The organism is Pseudomonas sp. RC10, from assembly GCF_038397775.1.
Taxonomy (GTDB): domain Bacteria; phylum Pseudomonadota; class Gammaproteobacteria; order Pseudomonadales; family Pseudomonadaceae; genus Aquipseudomonas; species Aquipseudomonas bambusae.
In genome coordinates, this window is the sequence record NZ_CP151650.1 from 1,493,985 (window position 1) to 1,513,873 (window position 19,889).

18 protein-coding genes are annotated in these 19,889 nt (G+C 60.7%); 7 read left to right on the forward strand and 11 right to left on the reverse strand.

What is annotated here, in order from left to right; all coding sequences use genetic code 11:
- Nucleotides 1–31 precede the first annotated feature (31 nt).
- The 3 genes from AAEO81_RS06710 to AAEO81_RS06720 all read right to left on the reverse strand — a co-directional run bounded on the left by AAEO81_RS06710 (nucleotide 32) and on the right by AAEO81_RS06720 (nucleotide 2,869).
- Nucleotides 32–1,540 carry an MDR family MFS transporter gene (locus AAEO81_RS06710; RefSeq protein ID WP_341962412.1) on the reverse strand — a complete coding sequence of 503 codons (1,509 nt, stop codon included), beginning with the start codon at nucleotides 1,538–1,540 and terminating at the stop codon, nucleotides 32–34.
- A gap of 128 nt (nucleotides 1,541–1,668) precedes the next feature.
- Nucleotides 1,669–1,845 (reverse strand): hypothetical protein, encoded by a 177-nt coding sequence (locus tag AAEO81_RS06715; protein WP_166596567.1) that lies wholly within the window; start codon nucleotides 1,843–1,845, stop codon nucleotides 1,669–1,671.
- A gap of 142 nt (nucleotides 1,846–1,987) precedes the next feature.
- Nucleotides 1,988–2,869 (reverse strand): LysR substrate-binding domain-containing protein, encoded by an 882-nt coding sequence (locus AAEO81_RS06720; RefSeq protein WP_341962414.1) that lies wholly within the window; start codon nucleotides 2,867–2,869, stop codon nucleotides 1,988–1,990.
- A gap of 163 nt (nucleotides 2,870–3,032) precedes the next feature.
- Here AAEO81_RS06720 and AAEO81_RS06725 point away from each other — a divergent pair, with 163 nt between their 5' ends.
- Nucleotides 3,033–4,670 (forward strand): 5-guanidino-2-oxopentanoate decarboxylase, encoded by a 1,638-nt coding sequence (locus AAEO81_RS06725; RefSeq protein WP_341962415.1) that lies wholly within the window; start codon nucleotides 3,033–3,035, stop codon nucleotides 4,668–4,670.
- Nucleotides 4,667–6,127: an aldehyde dehydrogenase family protein gene (locus AAEO81_RS06730; protein WP_341962416.1), complete on the forward strand. Its 1,461-nt coding sequence runs from the start codon at nucleotides 4,667–4,669 to the stop codon at nucleotides 6,125–6,127. The genes AAEO81_RS06725 and AAEO81_RS06730 overlap by 4 nt, the downstream gene beginning before the upstream one ends.
- Here AAEO81_RS06730 and AAEO81_RS06735 read toward each other — a convergent pair whose 3' ends face one another.
- Nucleotides 6,128–7,015: an AraC family transcriptional regulator gene (locus tag AAEO81_RS06735; RefSeq protein WP_341964480.1), complete on the reverse strand. Its 888-nt coding sequence runs from the start codon at nucleotides 7,013–7,015 to the stop codon at nucleotides 6,128–6,130. It lies immediately after the preceding gene.
- A 410-nt stretch (nucleotides 7,016–7,425) separates the two neighbouring features.
- Between AAEO81_RS06735 and AAEO81_RS06740 the strand changes: the two genes are divergently transcribed.
- Both AAEO81_RS06740 and AAEO81_RS06745 read left to right on the forward strand, forming a co-directional pair.
- Entirely contained in the window at nucleotides 7,426–7,779 is a 354-nt protein-coding gene (locus AAEO81_RS06740; RefSeq protein WP_341962419.1) for an antibiotic biosynthesis monooxygenase family protein, read from the forward strand.
- An 87-nt stretch (nucleotides 7,780–7,866) separates the two neighbouring features.
- Nucleotides 7,867–8,106 (forward strand): hypothetical protein, encoded by a 240-nt coding sequence (locus tag AAEO81_RS06745; protein ID WP_166596572.1) that lies wholly within the window; start codon nucleotides 7,867–7,869, stop codon nucleotides 8,104–8,106.
- On the opposite strand, the gene AAEO81_RS06750 is transcribed toward AAEO81_RS06745, so the two are convergent.
- The 7 genes from AAEO81_RS06750 to bglX form a co-directional block, all read right to left on the reverse strand.
- Nucleotides 8,107–8,730, reverse strand: a complete 624-nt coding sequence (locus AAEO81_RS06750) for a flavin reductase family protein (protein ID WP_341962421.1) — start codon at nucleotides 8,728–8,730, stop codon at nucleotides 8,107–8,109.
- A gap of 184 nt (nucleotides 8,731–8,914) precedes the next feature.
- Nucleotides 8,915–9,397 carry a hypothetical protein gene (locus AAEO81_RS06755; protein WP_341962422.1) on the reverse strand — a complete coding sequence of 161 codons (483 nt, stop codon included), beginning with the start codon at nucleotides 9,395–9,397 and terminating at the stop codon, nucleotides 8,915–8,917.
- Nucleotides 9,398–9,819: 422 nt separating this feature from the next.
- Nucleotides 9,820–10,167, reverse strand: a complete 348-nt coding sequence (locus AAEO81_RS06760; protein ID WP_341962423.1) for a hypothetical protein — start codon at nucleotides 10,165–10,167, stop codon at nucleotides 9,820–9,822.
- 238 nt (nucleotides 10,168–10,405) lie between these two features.
- The gene (locus AAEO81_RS06765; RefSeq protein WP_341962424.1) at nucleotides 10,406–11,728 is read right to left on the reverse strand and encodes an MFS transporter; all 1,323 of its coding nucleotides are present in this window, start codon (nucleotides 11,726–11,728) and stop codon (nucleotides 10,406–10,408) included.
- A gap of 313 nt (nucleotides 11,729–12,041) precedes the next feature.
- Nucleotides 12,042–13,379: a sigma-54 dependent transcriptional regulator gene (locus AAEO81_RS06770; RefSeq protein WP_341962426.1), complete on the reverse strand. Its 1,338-nt coding sequence runs from the start codon at nucleotides 13,377–13,379 to the stop codon at nucleotides 12,042–12,044.
- A complete protein-coding gene (locus tag AAEO81_RS06775; protein ID WP_341962427.1) occupies nucleotides 13,373–15,130 on the reverse strand; it encodes an ATP-binding protein in 1,758 nt (585 codons plus the stop codon). The genes AAEO81_RS06770 and AAEO81_RS06775 overlap by 7 nt, the downstream gene beginning before the upstream one ends.
- Nucleotides 15,131–15,286: 156 nt before the next feature.
- A complete protein-coding gene (gene bglX / locus AAEO81_RS06780; protein ID WP_341962428.1) occupies nucleotides 15,287–17,587 on the reverse strand; it encodes a beta-glucosidase BglX in 2,301 nt (766 codons plus the stop codon).
- Nucleotides 17,588–17,868: 281 nt separating this feature from the next.
- Between bglX and AAEO81_RS06785 the strand changes: the two genes are divergently transcribed.
- Genes AAEO81_RS06785 through AAEO81_RS06795 form a run of 3 tightly spaced genes read left to right on the forward strand, consistent with a single transcriptional unit; the run spans nucleotide 17,869 to nucleotide 19,886 of the window.
- Nucleotides 17,869–18,492, forward strand: coding sequence for a LemA family protein (locus AAEO81_RS06785; protein ID WP_166596580.1), 624 nt, complete (start codon nucleotides 17,869–17,871; stop codon nucleotides 18,490–18,492).
- On the forward strand, nucleotides 18,492–19,241 hold the full coding sequence (locus AAEO81_RS06790) for a TPM domain-containing protein (protein WP_341962429.1): 750 nt from the start codon (nucleotides 18,492–18,494) through the stop codon (nucleotides 19,239–19,241). The genes AAEO81_RS06785 and AAEO81_RS06790 overlap by 1 nt, the downstream gene beginning before the upstream one ends.
- A 27-nt stretch (nucleotides 19,242–19,268) precedes the next feature.
- Entirely contained in the window at nucleotides 19,269–19,886 is a 618-nt protein-coding gene (locus AAEO81_RS06795) for a hypothetical protein (RefSeq protein WP_341962431.1), read from the forward strand.
- Nucleotides 19,887–19,889 lie beyond the last annotated feature (3 nt).

A 19,889-nucleotide genomic window follows, 5' to 3' on the forward strand; every position in this document is an offset into this window, starting at 1 on the left:
ACCAGGTTTGTGGCGTGTTGGCGATCGCGCCTCACCGATCCTTGTCGTCGCGCCCGCGCAACAGGTTGTTCGGCATTGCCAGTGCGGCAGCGAGTCCCAGGACCGACACCCCGGCGCTGGCCATCAACAGGTGCTGGAAGGTCATCGACAGTTGCCCACGCAACAGCTCCAGTGCCGGGCCGCTGACCGCGTGCAGGCTGTCCATCAACAGGTTGCCCGAGCCACCTTCTGAGGTTAGTGAACCGCCGTCGATCCCGCCCAGCCCCGAGCCCGTCAACATAGCCAGCAGCAGCGCCGACATGCTGGCCACGCCCACGGCACCGCCGAGAGAGCGGAACAGGTTTGTGGTGCTGGTCGCGACGCCCATGTCTTTCATCTCCACTGAGTTCTGCGTGCCGACCAATGACGTCGGGAATTGCAGACCGCTGGCGATCCCGGTCAGCACCATGAACAGGCCGGTCAGTATCGCCGATTGCGGTGGCGTGAACGCGATGCCGAGAATGGCCAGCGGCATCAGCAAGGCTCCCGCCAGAATCATTGGCTTGTAGCGCCCGGTCAGCGAGGTGCGACGCCCGCCGAAATAAGCGCCCATGGGCATGCCGATGGCCAGCGGCATCAGGTGAAGGGCCGCGCTGTCCGCACCGCCTCCCGTGACGGTCTGAAAGCGCAGTGGCAGCAGCACGATCAGCGAAATCGCCTGAAAGCTGGTGAAGAAAATCGTGCACCAGCAGAGCACCGCGCTGCGGTTGGCGAACAGGTGCATCGGCAGCAGCGGCTCACGGGTGCGGCGTTCATACGTCACGAAAATCACCAGCGCCAGCAACGCCACGCCCAATTGCGCCAGCACATGCTGATCGCGCCAACTGTGACCTTGGCCGATTTCCGTGATGCCGAGCAACAGCGCGGTCAGGCCGACGATCATCAGGATCGTGCCCAGATAATCAATGACAGGTTTGCGTTGCGGAACCGGCAGCCCCACCAGTGTCTGGCGGGCGACCCACCAGGCGAGAAAACCCAGCGGCAGGTTGATGATGAACACCCAGCGCCATGACAGGTACTCGGTCATGAACCCGCCCAGCACAGGACCGGCGACGCTGGCGGCGGCGTACATGCCGCTGAAGTAACCTTGATAGCGACCCCGCTCGCGTGGGGGCACGATGTCGCCGATGATCGCCTGACTTACCGACACCATCCCGCCCGCACCAATACCCTGAAGCACCCGCGCCAACACCAGTTGCTCCATGCTTTGCGCCATCGCGCAGAACAGCGAGGCCAGCGTGAACAACCCCAACCCGAATAGCATCAGGCGACGACGGCCGTAGAGGTCACCGAGCTTGCCGTAGATGGGCACCGCAACGGTCAACGCGACCATGTAGGCCGAAATGACCCAGGCGAGCAGGTCAAAATCCTTGAATTGGGCAGAGATGGCGGGCATCGAGACCGCCACGATGGTCTGGTCGAGGGCGCTGAGAAACACAGCCATCATCAGCGCGAAGAGAATGCTGCGAATGTCCGGGCGGGTCTGATTGAGGCTGGTCACGGAAAGAGACTCGAACTGGCAGGTTGACCCGCCGAAGGCTCGGCGGGAAAAGTGCGTCCAGTCTAATCCGTTAGCTTGCTAATCGATAGTTGGCTTAATCGATTCACTCAAGCCTGAGATTTGGGAATTCAGCGAAGGGCGCTGAAGCTCGCATCCGTCGGTACGCAATGACCGAAGGTGCAAACCACCGCCATGCGCGGCGATTGCCTCAGTTGTTCGATTCGGTACGCGCCTGCGGCATAAATGCTCAGGACGGTGGCGACAGCGACGACATAAACGCATTGTCTTTTCAGCGTGGTTTTCATGACGCGTACCTCGATCCGGATAAAAATTATTTTTGTCGGACAAGGTGAGTGTAGGCCGCTCTGGGCCGTGCAGTGCACTCATCGGGGATTGTATGTTTTTATCGGGCGCACTCCCGTAGTGGCCATATGATTATGGAACTATCTATCGCGCCAAGGCTTGGGCCTGAAGCCAATCCAGCAGTTCGCGCATCGGCGGCGTGGGCTCAGTGCGTTTCGGGTAGACGAAAAAGTACGACGCGCCGGTTTTAACCTTCAGATCGAACGGCGTCACGAGCCGCCCGGCACTCAGGTCCTCGCCGATGAGCGACCAGTCGCCCATCGCCACGCCCGAGCCTTGAGACGCGACTGTCATCGCCAGGTCCATCGTGTCGAAATGCTGCCCCTTGCCGACGTTGCTCAGCCGCGTGCCCGCCGCTTTGAGCCATTGTCCCCAGTCCTGCTCATTCAGCGTTGGGTGCAGCAGCATGTGTTGTTCCAGATCGCTGAACTGCTTCAAGGGATAGGACCCTTTCAAAAGAGACGGGGCGCAGACCGGGGTGAGTTGTTCGTCGAACAGCGGATGAATGTGCATCGAATCGTCGGGATGCCCACCGTAAACGACCGCCGCATCGAAGCGTTCCCGGCGAAAATCCACGCCATGGGCAATCGTCGTGGTCAGTTCGACAGGGGCATCGGGCCGTTCTTTTTGCCATTGCATGAGTCGGGGCAGTAGCCAGCGCGTGATGCAGGTCGGGGCTTTCAATTGCAGAGGGCGTTGTTCGGTACCGAGTTCGTCCACTGCGGTTTCGATCAACCCGAACACCTGCTCGATACGGGGCAAGAAAGCTCGGCCCTCCGTCGTCAGACTCAACCCTCGCGCCTCGCGATGAAACAGACGATGCCCCAAATGACTCTCCAGCCCGGAAATCTGCCGACTGACGGCACCTTGAGTGATGTGCAGCGTCTCAGCCGCCCGCGTGAAATTGCAGCAACGCGCCGTGATGAGAAAGGTGTGAAGCGCGGGCAGGGGCGGCAAACGTTTCATGAGTCAGTGCAGCCATGATCTGAGGACATGGCTAAGCATGACATTTTTTGCGTTGTCACCGATATGGCCTCACGGTCCAATGACGCCTCTGAGTGGCTCCCGGCGCAAGCCTGGAGAGCTGCATTCACGACGATGTTCAACAACGAAGAAAAGGTCCTGACACATGGCGACGTGCGGCGAGGTATTGGTCAAGTTACTGGAGGGCTACGGGGTCGAGCAGGTGTTCGGCATTCCCGGTGTTCACACCGTGGAGTTGTATCGCGGTCTGGCCAGCTCTTCGATCAACCACGTCACGCCGCGCCACGAGCAGGGCGCCGGGTTCATGGCTGACGGTTATGCACGCACGAGCGGCAAACCGGGCGTGTGCTTCATTATTACGGGCCCCGGCATGACCAACATCACCACGGCGATGGGGCAGGCCTACGCCGATTCGATCCCGATGCTGGTCATTTCCAGCGTTCAGTCCCGCAGCCAGTTGGGCGGCGGCCGTGGCAAGCTGCATGAACTGCCAGCCCAGGGCGCGTTGGTCGCAGGCGTTGCCGCGTTCTCGCACACCCTGATGTCAGCGTCCGAGCTGCCGTCGGTGCTGGCGCGCGCCTTTGCGCTGTTTCAAGCGGGACGACCGCGTCCGGTGCACATCGAAATCCCACTGGACGTGCTGGTGGAGAACGCCGATCACCTCCTCGACAGCCAGCCAGTGTCGATCACCCGCGCGGGTCCGGCGCCTGCTGCGATCAAGCAGATGGCGACTCTGCTGGCCAATGCCAGGCGCCCATTGATTCTGGCCGGTGGCGGTGCCATCGACGCAGCCGCTGCGCTGACTCAACTGGCGGAAACCCTCGACGCGCCGGTGGCCTTGACCATCAACGCCAAAGGCATGCTGCCGTCGAACCACCCGCTGCTGATCGGCTCCACGCAATCCCTCGACCCGACCCGCGAAATCATCGAAGGCGCCGACGTCGTGCTGGCCATCGGCACTGAGCTGGCTGAAACCGACTACGACATCACCTTTCAAGGGCACTTCAAGATCCCTGGCACATTGCTGCGCATCGACATCGACCCTGACCAGACCGTGCGCAATTTTCCGCCGAAGGTCGCGCTCGTGTCTGACGCGCAGACGGCTGCTGAGGCCTTGGTGGCCGCGCTCGCCCAGGAGTCGTTGCCCGAACGCGCCAGCGATTGGGGCCATAAACGCGCCGCAGCCTTGAAGGCCACGCTCGATGCGTCGTGGGACGAACCGACTCGGGGGCAGACGCTGTTCCTGAATACGGTGCTTGAGGTGCTGCCTGAGGTCGTCATCGTCGGCGACTCCACTCAACCGGTCTACACCGGCAACCTGACCCTGGACCTGGACAAACCGCGCCGCTGGTTCAACTCGTCCACGGGCTACGGCACCCTCGGCTACGCCCTGCCCGCAGCGGTGGGTGCCTGGCTGGGGAGTCAGGACGCTGGCGAGCGCAACCCGGTGGCCTGTCTGATTGGCGACGGCGGTTTGCAGTTCACCCTGTCGGAACTGGCCAGTGCGGTCGAAGCGCGCACGCCGATCATCGTCCTGCTGTGGAATAACCAGGGCTACGAAGAGATCAAGAAATACATGGTCAACCGGGCCATCGAGCCGGTCGGCGTGGACATCTACACCCCCGATTTCATTGGGGTCGCCAAGGCCTTGGGCTGCGCGGCCGAAGCGGTGAACGACGTGGAATCCTTGAAGGCGGCCTTGCTCGCGGCGAACGACCGTCAGGGGCCGACCGTCCTCGAAATCGACCAGCGCGGCTGGATGAATGGGTTGAAAGCATCATGAGTGAGGCGACTGTGTTGAATCCGGTTTTGGCAGGTCTGTACATCGATGGCACATGGCGTTCGGGTGGCGAACAACTGACGGTGATCAATCCGTCGAATGAAGAGCGGCTGGCCATCGTCACGGGCGGCGACGCCGATGCCGTGAACCAAGCGGTGCAGGCCGCTCAGGCAGCGTTCGGAGCCTGGTCGAAAACCACCGGCGCGGCGCGGGCGATGATTCTGCGCAAGATCGCCAACGGGGTCACGGCCCGCCGCGAACGCTTGATGGAATTGCAATCGAGCAACAACGGCAAACCGGGCTTCGAGGCCGCCATTGATGTGGACGACGTGATCGCCACCTTCAGCTATTACGCCGATCTGGCAGAGGCCTCTGACGGTCAGCAAAACCGTTCGGTCGAGCTGCCCACCGACGATTTCACAGCACGTTTGCGCCGTGAGCCGTGCGGCGTGGTGGGCTTGATCGTGCCGTGGAATTTCCCGATGGTCACCACCGCGTGGAAACTCGCCCCGGCGCTCGCCGCTGGCTGTTGCGTCGTGCTTAAACCCTCGGAAGTGACCCCGCTGGCCGAACTTGAGTTGGCGCAGATCATTGCTGACAGCGGCCTGCCAACGGGCGTGTTCAACGTGGTCTGCGGCACCGGGCTGTCCGTCGGCGCGCCGATGTCCGCGCATCCCGGCATCGCCAAAGTCTCGTTCACGGGCAGCAATGCAGTGGGCGTTCAGGTGATGCAGCGGGCGGCGGAGACCATCAAGGGTGTCAGCCTGGAGTTGGGCGGCAAATCTTCGTTGCTGGTCATGGCGGACGCGGATCTGGACCTGGCGGTCGAACTGGCCAGCGGCGGCGGTTATTTCAATGCCGGTCAGATGTGTTCGGCCACCAGTCGGGTGTTGGTGGCGCAAGAACTGCTGACGCCGTTTCTGGAACGCATCGTCGCCAAGGCCCGGTCGATCAAAGTCGGCGGTCCGCAGGACGACGGCACGGAGATGGGGCCACTGGTGAATCAGGCGCAATACCGGCGGGTGCTCAATCACATCGAGGCGGGCAAAGTGTCAGGGGCTCGTCTGCTGTGTGGCGGCCAGCGTCCCGCCGATCTGACGCGCGGTTATTTCCTGGAGCCTGCGGTGTTCACGGACGTGCCGCTGGACAGCACGCTGTGGCGGGAGGAGATTTTCGGTCCCGTCCTGTGCGTGCGCGGGTTCAGTTCAGAAGCCGAGGCGATCGCGCTGGCCAACGACAGTCAATTCGGGCTGGTGGCCAGCGTGGTCAGTGGCAACAGCGAAACCGCCGACCGCGTGGCCAACGCGCTGCACGCCGGTATGGTCTGGATCAACGCGCCACAGGTGATCTTCCCGCAGACGTCGTGGGGCGGCTACAAGCAGAGCAGTCTGGGGCGCGAATTGGGGCCGTGGGGCATGCAGGCGTTTCAGGAAATCAAGCACGTCGTCCGGGCGGTTTGATCACACCGTTTTGCGCAGGCGCGCCAAATCCCGCAACGGGGGCGCGCCAAACAGACGGCTGTACTCGCGGCTGAATTGGGACGGGCTTTCATAGCCCACCCGATAACCCGCCGCCGACGCTTCCAGCCCGTCCGCCAGCATCAGGCGGCGGGCTTCCTGCAACCTCAATTGCTTTTGATACTGCAACGGGCTCATGGCGGTCACGGCCTTGAAACGGTGGTGCAAGGTTGAAACGCTGAGGTTGACCTCTCGCGCCAGTTCTTCAATGCGCAACGGCTGATGAAAATGAGCGTTCAACCAGGTGATGGCCTGAGAGACGCGATGGGTCTGACAGTTGGAAATCGCGATTTCGTACAGCCGATAGCCTTCGCTCCCACGCAGCAAGCGGTAAAGAATCTCCCGCGTGATCAGCGGCGCCAGCATCGGGATGTCCTTTGGGGTGTCAAGCAGGCGAATCAGGCGAATCACGGCGTCCAGCAACGATGAATCGATGCGCTCCACGTACATCCCACGACCGCTGGGGCGCGTCGGCACGCTCATAGGGCCTGCCTCGGCGATCAAGGCGTTGATGTCAGCCGGGTCGATGTCCAGACGCATCGCCAGGTGCGGCTCTTCTGGCGTGGCATAAATGACCTTGCCACTGATCGGCAGCGCGACCGACAACACCAGATAGTTCAGGGGGTCGTACGTGAACAGTTCGCCGCCGAGGGTCACGTCTTTCCGGCCTTGAGCCATGATGCACAACGCGGGCTGCACCAGCCCCGGTACCGACTGCGTGGGCTGGTCGTGACGCACCATGAACAGCGATTTGATCACCGTCTGAAAGCTGCCATCACGGGGCGCGTGACGACGGATCAGTTCCGCCAACTCGGCACGCTGTTGCTCCATCTGCGTGCTCAATTCAGGCGCAGGTCGGGCTTCAGGCAGGCGGTCCGGCAATCCAGGAATGGCGGCAGTGGGCAGCATGGGAAAGTCCTCTGGCGAAGCGTCGATGCAGCACAGCTTATTTTTGTGCAAGCGCGAGCGTTAGGCGGATTCTGTCGGATGATTGCCTGATTCTGCCGTGGCTTCATCCGTTGTGCGACGAAGGGCCCTGTTCATCGGGGCGAATTGCTTGAAAGTCCGTTCGTAGGCCCGTGTGATTGTCGCCTCCCGGCGCCTCCTTATACGTACATCCGCGCAGAATCAGGCAATAACCGGGCAGTAATTGGCTAACGGCTACTGCGCTGTGCCCACTAATCTTCACTTCCAGCCGCTACGTCTATTCCGATCGCGGCTGTTCCAAAGGAGCACAGACCATGCACAGCACTTCCGTCGTGAGCCATCTTGTATCCCTGCGCGCCAGTGCCGGAAACAGTGCGCAACTGGGCGCACGTCTGAGCGCATTGATTGGCCCCACCTCCCGCACCGCAGGCTGCCTGAGTTTCACCTTGCAACATTCCATGACCGAACCTGACATCTGGGTGCTCAGCGGCACTTGGGCGGACAGGTCGGCGATGAATGACTGGTTTTCGGCGCCGGAGCTGAAAATCTTCTCTGATCTCATGGTTGAACGGTTGGTCCGTAGTCTGGATTTTCAGACCTTCGCCAGCGTGACTGCGGCCCAGGCCCAGGCGGCCTATGTGTCGCCGAGCGTGAGGATGGCGGGGTGATCACCGCTCCCCATTTGCCCTGCGCAGATTCCAATCCAAACGTTTAAAATCCTCGCCTTTCCCTTTTCAAGGCAGGACTTTCCTCCCATGGCACGCAAAGAATTTCAGCATCACGAAGCCGTTTCAGCCGCCGTTCCGGGCGAGGGTGGCTATAGCGCCGCGATTGCGGTGAAGGGATTGGGCGCGGGCGGTGCACCGACGTTTCATCGCGTGTTGGACGAGCAGAAATTCAAGACCGCACTGGCTGCCGATCAAGCCGCTGTCGAAGAACTGGAGCGGCTGATCGACGTGACGTCCGAAGGCGAACTGATGTTCGCGCAGGATTGATCAGGCTTTTGGCCGGTACATCTTGAACAGCGACTCCGGGCCCAGCTGGAAATAATCCGCAGGGCCACCCCCACGCAAGATCGGCTCCCCGGCCAGCGTGTCGTACACACCGTCTTTCAGCAGTCGCTTGGCGATGTGAATCGCCACCACCTCTCCCAGAATCAACCAGCTCGGCACCACTTCCTTGTCGGCCCGCTGCAGCTGGATGATCTGCGTCACTTTGCATTCGAACGCCACCGGCGTCTCTTTCACGCGAGGCACCGAAACAATGCGCGAAGGCTCGGCGGTCAGGTTTGCCAATTCGAATTCGTTGACGTCTGACGCCACCGGCGCGCAGCTCTGGTTCATCTGCTCGGCGAGCGGGCGAGTCGCCAGGTTCCAGACGAATTCGCCGGTCTGTTCGATGTTGTTCAGGCTGTCCTTGCGACCGATGCTGCAGAAACCAACGATCGGCGGCACGTAATTGAACGCGTTGAAAAAACTGTAGGGGGCGAGGTTGAGTTTGCCTGCTGCGTCTTGCGACGAGATCCAGCCGATAGGGCGCGGACCGACAATGGCATTGAACGGGTCGTGGCGCAGGCCGTGGCCGTTCGCGGGTTCGTAGAAGTGAATCTCGTCTGACATGGCGAAGTCCTGAGGAGTAATGAGGCCGGGACAGGGTGGCAGCCAGCCCTTTGAGTCGAGGCGTCATAGTGCAAGGCATTGAATCGGGACGCCATCCCCGGGCGGGTCGCAGGCAAAAAAAAGCCCGACATCAGTCGGGCTACAAAGGGAGTTCGGGAGGTGGAACGTAAACGTGAATCCGGTATCAGCTGACGCGGTTGGCGCCTACGCGGTCGGCACCATCAGAGGCCAGGCGGTTGGCACCCACGTGGTCCGAACCATCGGCAGCCTGACGGTTATTGCCGACGCGATCAGCGCCGTCAGAGGCGAGGCGGTTGGCACCTACGTGGTCGGAACCGTCGGCAGCCTGGCGGTTATTGCCGACGCGATCTGCACCGTCAGAAGCGAGGCGGTTGGCACCCACGTGGTCGGAACCGTCGGCAGCCTGGCGATTGTTGCCTACGCGGTCAGCACCGTCGGAGGCCAGACGATTTGCGCCGATATGATCAGCACCATCGGACGCTTGGCGATAAGTACCGGTGTGCGACGCATTAGTGTGAGAAGAGCCGCCTTCAGCCACAACAGTACCGCTGACAACTGCGTGTTGATCAGAAGAAACAGGCAGAGCAAATGCGCTCGATGCCAGAATGGAAAGACTAAGGCCAAAAATAAGGTTCGAAGTTTTCATGATGTTGACTCCAGGTGTAAGTTCAAATTTTCTTTAACTTGGGTATGGAGTCAATTCTACGCGCGCCTGCATTAAGTAGAAGTTAACAAGCTTGCTAACGACCATCGCCGAAAATGATAGTAGGGCGCAGCGCCCGGTTTTAAAGCGCTCCAGCGGTTTCTGATCCGTGATGGGGCAATTTCTGTCGAAACAGACAGATTTGACTCTTGACTGATTTTGGTTTTTGTGGGTCGTTCTTTTTCGTGGGTGGGCTCGCGTTATTCGTCGACATTCACGAGGTTTATGTCGGCAGCACGCGGGCCGCAACAAGAAATGACCTAAGCCAAAGAAGAAGGCCCTGACTACGCGGGTTTGAGGGAAATTGAGCGAGCTGAAAAAATCAAGCCCGGCGAGAGCCGGGCTGGTAGGGAACTGCCTTTTGATCAGCTCAGGCGATTTGCACCTACGTGATCAGCGCCATCAGCGGCCAGACGATTTGCACCAACATGGTCAGCGCCGTCAGCAGCAACGCGGTTGGCACCAACATGGTCCGCGCCATCGGTCGCAACGCGGTTGGCACCTACACGGTCAGCACCGTCGGAGGCAACGCGGTTGGCACCTACACGGTCAGCACCGTCGGAGGCAACGCGGCCGATGTTAGTGTGAGAAGAACCGTTTTCAGCGACAACAGGTGCGTTCACTTGTTGGTGTGCATCCACAGTTGGAAGTGCAAAAGCGCTTGAAGCCAGAAGAGAGAAAGCGAGGCCGAAGATCAGTTTATTAGTTTTCATGGTAGTTGCTCCAGATCGATTCAATGTAGTGGTAACTCGGTATGGAGCTAACTTTACTCGGCTCAGGATTAATAAAAAGTTAACAGCGTTAGTACCGATCATCGCTGAAATTGATATTGGAAAAAGCCGTTGATGTTTCAGCCACTTAGCTGCCCTGGCAGTGAAAAAAAGGGGCGACCACTCGCGTGGTCGCCCCTGATTTTTCTGCTTGACTGGGCAGATTGAGGACCTCAGCCCGTCAGTCCGTCTCGATCCGCGAGTGTTTGCGGGTGTCTTTCATGAACACGTACACCAGCAGCGAGCAGGCGATACAGGCTGTGACGTACCAGTAGTAACCGGTTTCCATGCCGATGCTCTTGAACCATAGCGCGATGTATTCGGCAGTGCCGCCGAAGATCGACACGGTCAGCGCGTAAGGCAGGCCCACACCCAGCGCCCGGATCTCGGTGGGGAACAGTTCGGCTTTCACCACAGCGTTGATCGAGGTGTAGCCGCTGACAATGATCAGTGCGGCCATGATCAGGAAGAACGCGCCCCACCAGGTCTGAATGGTGTGCAGGGTGCTGAGGATCGGCACGGTGCACAGTGTGCCGAGCACACCGAAGGCGATGAGGATCGGGCGACGGCCTATCTTGTCAGACAGCGCGCCGATCACCGGTTGCAGCACCATGAACAGGAACAGCGTGGCCGCCGAGATGGTAGTGGAGTCGGTGATGCTCATGCCGACCGTGTTCACCAGGTATTTCTGCATGTAGGTGGTGTAGGTGTAGAAGGCGAGCGTGCCGCCCATGGTCAGGCCGACCACGGTCATCAGCTCTTTCGGATGACGCATCAGCGTGCGCATCAGGCTCTCTTTTGGCGCTTCCTTCTTCTGAGTGAAGGACTCGGTTTCTTCCATGCCGCGACGCAGGAACAGCGCGACCACGGCACACAGCGCGCCGATGGCGAACGGAATACGCCAGCCCCATGCGTTCAACTGCTCGGTGGTGAGGGTCTGTTGCAGCACGATCAGCACGCCCAGCGCGATGAGCTGACCGGAGATCAGCGTCACGTACTGGAAGCTGGAGTAGAAGCCGCGGCTTTTCTTGGTTGCCATCTCGCTGAGGTACGTTGCCGAGGTGCCGTATTCGCCGCCGACCGAGAGGCCTTGCAGCAATCGGGCGAGCACCAGAAGGATGGGGGCGCCGACGCCGATGGTTTCATAGCCGGGCGTCAAGGCAATGATCAGCGAGCCGAAGCACATCAGCAGTACCGAGGCCATCAGCGCTGCCTTGCGGCCTTTGCGGTCTGCGTAGAGGCCCATCAGCCAGCCGCCGATCGGTCGCATCAAGAAGCCGACGGCGAAGATCGCAGCTGTGTTGAGCAATTGCGCGGTGGTGTCGCCCTTGGGGAAGAAGACTTTGGCGAAATAGAGGGAAAAAGCGGCGTAGACGTACCAGTCATACCACTCGACCATGTTGCCGACCGAACCGCTGAAAATGGATTTCAGGCGACTTCCGGTGGTCTTTTCGGCAGCAGGTGCGGCGGTGGCGCCGTTTGAGGCAGTGTTGGGGATAGCCATGGGTTTTCCTGCAAGTCATTGTTTTTAGAGGGAGCGCAGTGATGCGGTCTGGCGACAGTGATAGCAGGAGGTGTGCCAAGGCTCTGAAGGCCCGGTTTAGAGGGGGAGGCAGGGTTGCGGTGAGCGGAAATCCGCTTATTGAGTAGACGCAGGTGAGCGGAAAGTCGCGCATTGCTGCAAGAGCGAGGCATGTCCCGCGATCGGCGGGGAACCCGTCGTAATACGGTTGGACGAGCTCTATCTGAAACACCGCAAATGCCGGGTTACGACTGCTGCGCAGCCGATCGCGGGACAAGCCACGCTCCTACAGTGTTCAGCTGTTGTCCGGGAGATAGTCTTCGCGCACCAACCCATGGCGCTGCATCTTTTCGTTCAGGGTGCGGCGGGGCAGTTGCAGTTCATTCAGCACGGCCTTGATATCGCCTTTGTGCCGACTCAAGGCCGAGCGCAAACAATGGGCTTCAAACGCTTCTTGTTGGTCCACCAGCGACTGACCCACTGGCAAATCAACGGACGCCGGATTCTCCAGCCCCAGCACCTGCCGCTCCGCCGCGTTGGCAAGCTCACGCACGTTGCCCGGCCAGTCGTGGCTCAGCAGATGGCTCAACTGGCCACCACTCAAGGTCGGCACGGGGCGGCTCAGTCTTTCTGCCGATTGCCGAGAGAAATGGCCGAATAGCAGCGGAATGTACTCGCGCCGTTCGCGCAGCGGCGGCAGACGAAGTTCGGCAATGTTCAGGCGATACGCCAGGTCTTCGCGAAAACGCCCGGCACGCGCCTCGTCCAACAGGTCCGGTTTGGTCGCCGCAATGATCCGCAAATCAACCTCGATGCTCTGGTTCGAACCGAGCCGCTCAAGACGCCGGTCCTGAATCACCCGCAGCAATTTCACCTGTTGAGCGAGGGGCATGCTTTCGATTTCGTCGAGGAACAGCGTGCCGCCGTCGGCGTATTCCAGCTTGCCGATGCGCTTGCCCTGAGCGCCGGTAAAGGCCCCGCTCTCGTGACCGAACAGCTCGGCTTCGAACAACTGCTCGGGAATAGCCGCGCAATTGACCGCCACGAACGGTTTCTTCGCCCGGGGCCCGAAATCATGCAGGCAGCGAGCGACCATTTCCTTACCGCTGCCGGTTTCGCCGCGGATCAACACGTTGACCGGGAGTTGGGCCAGATCCTGCACCTGCCGTCGTAAGGTCTGCATCGTGGGTGACAGGCCCAGCAGCGTAGCGTCGAGTCGCGTTCGGGTGTCAGCCTGTTCATGCAGGCGGCGGTTTTCCAGGACCAGGGCGCGTTTCTCCAACGCACGACGCAGGCTGCTCAGCAGCGTTTCGGGGGTGAAGGGCTTTTCCAGAAAGTCGTACGCCCCATCGCGCATGGCCTCGACCGCCATCGGCACGTCTCCATGACCGGTCAGCAGAATCAAGGGCAGGTCGGCATCACGGGTCTGCAATTCAGCGAGCAATTGCAGACCCCCCATGCCGGGCATCCGCACGTCGCTCAGAATCACGCCTGGAAAATGCGCGGGCAACCTGGCGAGGCAATCTTCGGCGCGGCTGAACAGCTGCACGTCGAATCCGGACAACGACAACCATTGTTCGACGGCCTCTCGGATGGGCGCCTCGTCATCGACCACAATCACCGAGTTCAACATGCGGGTTCGGCCTCCGGGGCCTGCGTGAGGGAAAAGGAGAACTGTGCGCCATTGTCGCGGTTTTCGGCGCACAGGCGACCGCCGAGCTCGTGCACGATGGCGTATGACACAGCCAGGCCCAGACCAAGCCCGTCGCCGACCGGTTTGGTGGTGAAGAACGGGTCGAAAATATTCGCCAGATGCTCATCGGCAATCCCGCCGCCGCTATCGGCCACGGATAAACGCCACTGTCCATCTTTGTCCTCGATACGGATTTCCAGACGTTTGAGCGGTTTATCGCTCATGGCGTCCAGCGCGTTGCGCAACAGGTTGATCAGCACCTGTTCCAGGCGGATCGCGTCGCCGCGCACCCAGGCCGGGCGAGTCATGTCCAGCACGCAACTGACGCGTTCCTCACGAATGCGCGCATCCAGCAACAGCATCGCCTGATCAACCACGCACGCCAGGTCCACCCGTTCGCGCAGTCCGCTGGGGCTTTTGCGGGCGAAGGTCTTGAGATGGCCCGTGAGGGCGGCCATGCGCGTCAATTGCTGGTCGAGCGGGGCGAGCGCCTTGTAAGCGTCATCGACCCGGCCGTGGTCCAGCAACAGACGCAGCGTCGCCAGTTGCATGCGCTGCGCGGTGAGGGGCTGATTGATTTCGTGAGCCAGCGCGGCCGACATCTGGCCCAGCGCTGCCAGTTTGGTCGATTGCACCAGCCCGTCCTGCGCGGTTTGCAAGTCGCGGGTGCGTTCATCTACCAGTCGCTCCAGCTCTTCGCGGCTGCGTTGCCGAAGGCGGGCAAGGCGCCAGCGTTGATAAAGGAACAGCCCCAGAAACACCAACGTCAGCCAGATGCCCGCAGCGGCTAGCGCAGCGTTGCGGACGTCTTCAGTCGCGGGTTGGGGTTTGCGCAGCAGGTGCAGCGTCCAGCCTTCGGGCTGCAGCGGCAGCGATTGCCAGAGGAACTCCTCCGCGCCATGGGGGCCGACGATCCGGCTCAAGTGGCTGTTGTCGGTGAACTCACGCAGGGGCTCATGGATAAGGGGCGACAGCGGCTGTTTGTCGTACTGGCGCGTGCGGGTCAATTCGGCGCGGTCCCGCTCGGACAGCGGTCGAAGCGCGCGATAGCGCCAGCCTGGCTGATTGGCGATGAACACGATGCCTTTGGCGTCGCTGACCAACAGCAGATCGTCGCCTTGCGCCCAAGTGTGTTCAAGGTCCGGGAACTCAAGTTTGACGACCATTGCACCGATGAAATGCCCTTCATCGTCGTAGACGGCACTCGACAAGAAATAACCTGGAATGCCACTGGTCACACCCACGGCGTAGAAACGCCCGACGCCATTGGCTTTGGTCTGGGTGAAGTAGGGACGAAAGCCATAATTGTGGCCGACGTAGCTGCTGGGCAGCCGCCAGTTACTGGCGCCGATGGCCAAGCCGTTGCGGTCGAGCAGCTCCAGCGTGGAGGATTGTGCCGCGCCGTTGATCTGTTCCAGCTTCAGGTTGAGGGTCTGAGTGGTTTCAGGGCTGACCGGGCCTTTGAGCGCATCACGCAGTTGCGGGTCCAGCGCCAGAACGGCGGGCAGGGCGCGATAGCGTTCGATCAGGGTTTGCAGGGTGTTGGCGTAAAGCGACAGCTGGCCTTGCGCCCGTGCGGCGTCGTCTTCCAGTGAGTGGCGTTGCGCCTGATGCATGGCCAGCGTCGCGGCAATGACTGCGCCTGCGAGAATCAGGATGGTCGATAAGAGAAGACGGGCGGAGCGAGGCATAGCGAAGGGCCTGTCTACCTGAATGGGTTGACGCGTCGGGGCTGTTAACGCCGGACCCTGTGGGAGCGAATTCATTCGCGAAGCTCAGTTTCAAGCAATGCTGCTGCATCGTCTGAAACACACAATCGCGAATAAATTCGCTCCTACAGAACGGGTCTATTGCAGGGTGAAAGTGGTCTCTTTCACGTCTTCAGAGTCAAGACCGATCATTAGCTTGAAGTCACCTGCCTCAGCAGCGTATTTCAGCGACGGGTTGAAGAACTTCAAGTCTTCCTCGGTCAGCGTGAAGCTCACGGCTTTTTCTTCGCCCGGCTTCAGCATGATCTTCTGGAAGTTCTTCAGCTCTTTCACCGGACGGCTCAACGACGCTGCCACGTCACGCAGGTACAGCTGGACCACGGTTTCGCCCGCGACCTTGCCGGTATTCTTCACCTGAACCGTGGCGGTCAGCTTGTCTTTGCGGGTCATCTTGTTGATCGACAGCACGATGTCCGAAACGCTGAACTGGGTGTAGCTCAGACCGTAACCGAACGGGAACAGCGGGCTGGTCGGCTCTTCGAAGTAGTTCGACGTGTAGTTCGAATCATTCGGGCGATACGGACGGCCGGTGTTCAGATGGTTGTAGTACGCAGGGACCTGACCCACGGAACGCGGGAACGTCATCGGCAGTTTGCCCGACGGGTTGTAATCGCCGAACAGCACGTCTGCCAGCGCGTTACCGCCTTCGGTACCGAGGAACCAGCTCTCGACCATCGCATCAGCCTGTTTGTTTTCTTCACCCAGCGCCAGTGGACGGCCATTCATCAGCACGATAACCAGCGGTTTGCCGGTGGCCTTGAGCGCTTTGATCAGGTCGCGTTGACGGCCCGGGAGCACCAGATCGACACGGCTGGCGGCCTCGTGGGACATGTTGCGGGACTCACCGACCATGGCAACCACCACATCCGACTGCTGAGCGACCTTGACCGCTTCATCGATCATGTCCTGCTCGGGACGGCCGTCGATGTGAATCTGGTCGTCCATTTTGTCCAGGTAAGCGATGGCTTCCTGATTGTCCGTGACATTGGTACCCGGTGCGTAAAGCAGCTTGGCCTTGTCGCCGACGGCATTGGCCAGACCGTCGTAAGCGCTGACGGTCTGACGGGCCAGGCCCGCAGCCGACCAGCTGCCGAGCATGTCCAGCGAGCTTTTCGCCAGTGGGCCGACCACGGCGATGGTGCCTTGTTTCTTGAGGGGGAGGGTGCCGTTGTCGTTCTTCAGCAGGACCACGCTGCGGCGCGCAACGTCACGAGCCTCGGCGCGATGCAGGCGGTTTTCGGCATCGCGGTCGGCCGGGTCGTCGACTGCGGCGCCAATGCGCAGGTACGGGTTGGCGAACAGGCCCATTTCCCATTTCGCGCCGAGGACTTCACGCACGGCATTGTCGACTTCCTGAACCGACACTTCGCCGCTCTTCACCAGCGCGGGCAATTCTTCGCCGTACGCCTTGTCGTTCATGCTCAGGTCGACGCCAGCCTTGATCGCCAACTTCGCGGCTTCGCGGAAATCCTTGGCGACGCCGTGATCGATCAGTTCCTTGATGGCGCCGTGGTCGCTGACGGTCACACCTTTGAAACCCCAGTCCTTGCGCAGCACGTCTTGCAGAAGCCATGCGTTGGCGGTGGAGGGCACGCCGTTGATCGAGTTCAGCGCGACCATCACGCCACCGGCGCCCGCATCAATCGCGGCGCGGTACGGCGGCAGGTAGTCCTGTTGCATGCGCACCGGGCTCATGTCCACGGTGTTGTAGTCGCGGCCGCCTTCGACCGCGCCGTACAACGCGAAGTGTTTGACCGCCGCCATGATGCTGTTCGGCGCCTGGGTGCTGGTGCCCTGGAAGGCGCGGGTCATGGTGGCCGAGAGGCGCGAGACCAGATAGGTGTCTTCGCCGAAGCCTTCTGAACTGCGGCCCCAACGGGCGTCACGGGTGATGTCGACCATGGGCGCGAAGGTCATGTCCACGCCATCGGCGGCGGCTTCGATAGCCGATACGCGTCCGGCTCGGGTCACCGCGTCCATGTCCCAGGTCGATGCCAATCCCAGGCTGATCGGGAAAATGGTGCGCTGGCCGTGGACCACGTCGAAGGCGAAGAACATCGGGATTTTCGTGCGGCTGTGAAGCACTGCGGCATCTTGCATCGCGCGGTTGTCTGGCAGTACCACGGAGTTGAACGTCCCGCCGATCCGGCCCGCCGCGATTTCCTTGACGATTTCCGACTTCGGCATTTCCGGTCCGATGCTGATGAGGCGCAATTGGCCGATCTTCTCGTCCAGCGTCATCTGCTTCATCAGGTTGGCGATGAACGCATTCTTGGCTTGCAGCGTGGAGGCATTACTGGCGGGTTTGACGGCGGTTTCAGCCCAGGCGGACTGACTGGCCAGACCGATGACAAGACTCAGTAAACACAGCTTATTCATGAATGATTTTCTCAAGGCGTGGACCGGCAACTCGCGCGAAATACCGGGTGGCCTTTGTTTTGGAGTGAAACCTTTGGTTTTTATTGTCATCAGGACGGGGCGGTCGCTGAACTCCTGGCGCATCAGGGCATCAGTAGCGCAGCGAGTTTTATCCGATTGCAGCCCGGCAATCCAGAGCCTGACGACGTAATGGGCCAAGATTATGCCGGGGATCGTCTGATTTGGCTAAAGTCATGTCTGACGGGACGACCAATGAAGGCATACCAAGGAGCGCGCAGGCCATGCAAATCGAGCGTTATGGGCACATTAGGGGCAGTCGTTACAATTTGTCACTGGCATTGCTGATGCTACTGAGCACCCTGCTGGCGGGGTGTGGCATCAACAACATTCCGACCTACGACGAACAGGTCAAATCGGCCTGGGCGCAAGTGCAGAACCAGTACCAGCGTCGAGCTGATCTGATTCCCAACCTGGTGGAGACCGTGAAGGGCTACGCCAAACAGGAGCAGGACACCCTGACCGCAGTGATCGAAGCGCGGGCCAAGGCGACGTCGATTCAGGTGGATGCCAGCACGTTGAATGATCCGGCCAAACTCAAGCAGTTCCAGGACGCCCAAGGTCAGCTCACCGGCGCGTTAAGCCGGTTGATGGTGGTCTCCGAGCGCTACCCGGACCTGAAATCCAACCAGAACTTCCTCTCATTGCAGTCGCAGCTCGAAGGCACGGAAAACCGCATTGCTGTGGCCCGTCGTGATTTCATCGCTGCCGTCGAGAAATACAACACGGAAATCCGTACCTTCCCCGGTCGCATCTGGCATTCGGTGATGTACAGCGATTTGCCGATTCGTCCCAACTTCGAAGCCACTGCCGCGGACGCCGACAAGGCCCCGCAAGTGAAATTCTGATGCAGTGGGCGCGGCGGGGCGTCGCGGTCGCATTGCTGGCAATGCTGGTGGGTGTGTTCGCCCAGCAGAGCGTCGCCGAGATCAAGTTTCCACCGTTGAGCGGCCGCGTGGTCGACACAGCGGACATGATCGACAACCCCGGCAGAGAGCATCTGTCCCAGATGCTGCGGGCGCACGAAGAGTTGACCACCGAGCAGGTCGTGGTGGTCACGGTGCCCAATCTCCAAGGCAGCACGATCGAGGACTATGGCTATCAGCTCGGGCGCTACTGGGGCATCGGCCAGCAGGGCAAAGACAACGGCGCGCTGCTGATCGTCGCCAAGGAAGAGCGCAAGGTGCGGATTGAGGTCGGGTACGGCCTGGAAGATCGTCTGACCGATGCGCAGTCATCGGTGATCATCAATCAGATCATCACGCCGGCATTCAAACAGGGTGATTTTGTCGGCGGCATCAACAAAGGCACGGAGGCCATCATTCAGGTCTTGGGCGGTGATCCGCTCGCCGAGCCGGTGGTGGGCGCGACGGGCGGGGATGACGTGACCGACTGGCGCATGAGCCTGCTGTTCTTCGTGCTGTTCGTGGCGGCAGCGTATATCAGCATCCGTTGGGGCGGAGGAATCGGCTTCATTGGCTCGGGCGGTTCAGGCGGCTTCGGATCGGGGGGCTCAAGTTCTCGCGGCTCGGGCTCCGGCGGCATGAGCGGAGGTGGTGGCAGTTTTGGTGGGGGCGGCGCCTCCGGTGGCTGGTAGTCGATGGCTCTTTATAAGGCATGACCCATGGCATTACTGACGGAAGACGAGCAACGGCAAGTCGCAAAGGCGATTGAGGCGGTCGAGCACGACACGGATGCTGAACTGGTGACGGTGCTGGCCGCCAGTGCTGACGATTACGCGTATGCCCCGTTGATTTGGGCGGGGCTGGTCGCGCTATTGCTGCCGGGGTTGATCAATTTTTATCCAGGCTGGCTTAACGCCAATGAGCTGCTGTTGACCCAGATTGCGACCTTCATCGTGGTCGCATTGCTGTGCCGATTGCCGGCAATCAGCACGCGACTGGTTCCGGCTTCGGTTCGGCATTGGCGTGCGGGCAGCCTGGCTCGGCGGCAGTTTCTGGAGCAGAATCTCCATGCGACGCTCAACGGCACCGGGGTCTTGATCTTCGTCAGCGAGGCCGAGCGTTATGTCGAGATCATCGTGGACGACGGGATCGCCCGGCACGTGGACGACATGGTCTGGCGGTCGATGGTTGACGTGTTTACGCGGCAAGTCAGCGAGGGCCGGATTCTCGACGGGTTTTTGGGGTGCATACGGTCCTGCGGTGAGGTGTTGAGCGATCAGGTGCCGGTGACGCAAGCACGCAATGAATTGCCGAATCGGTTAGTGGTGCTGGAGTAGTCT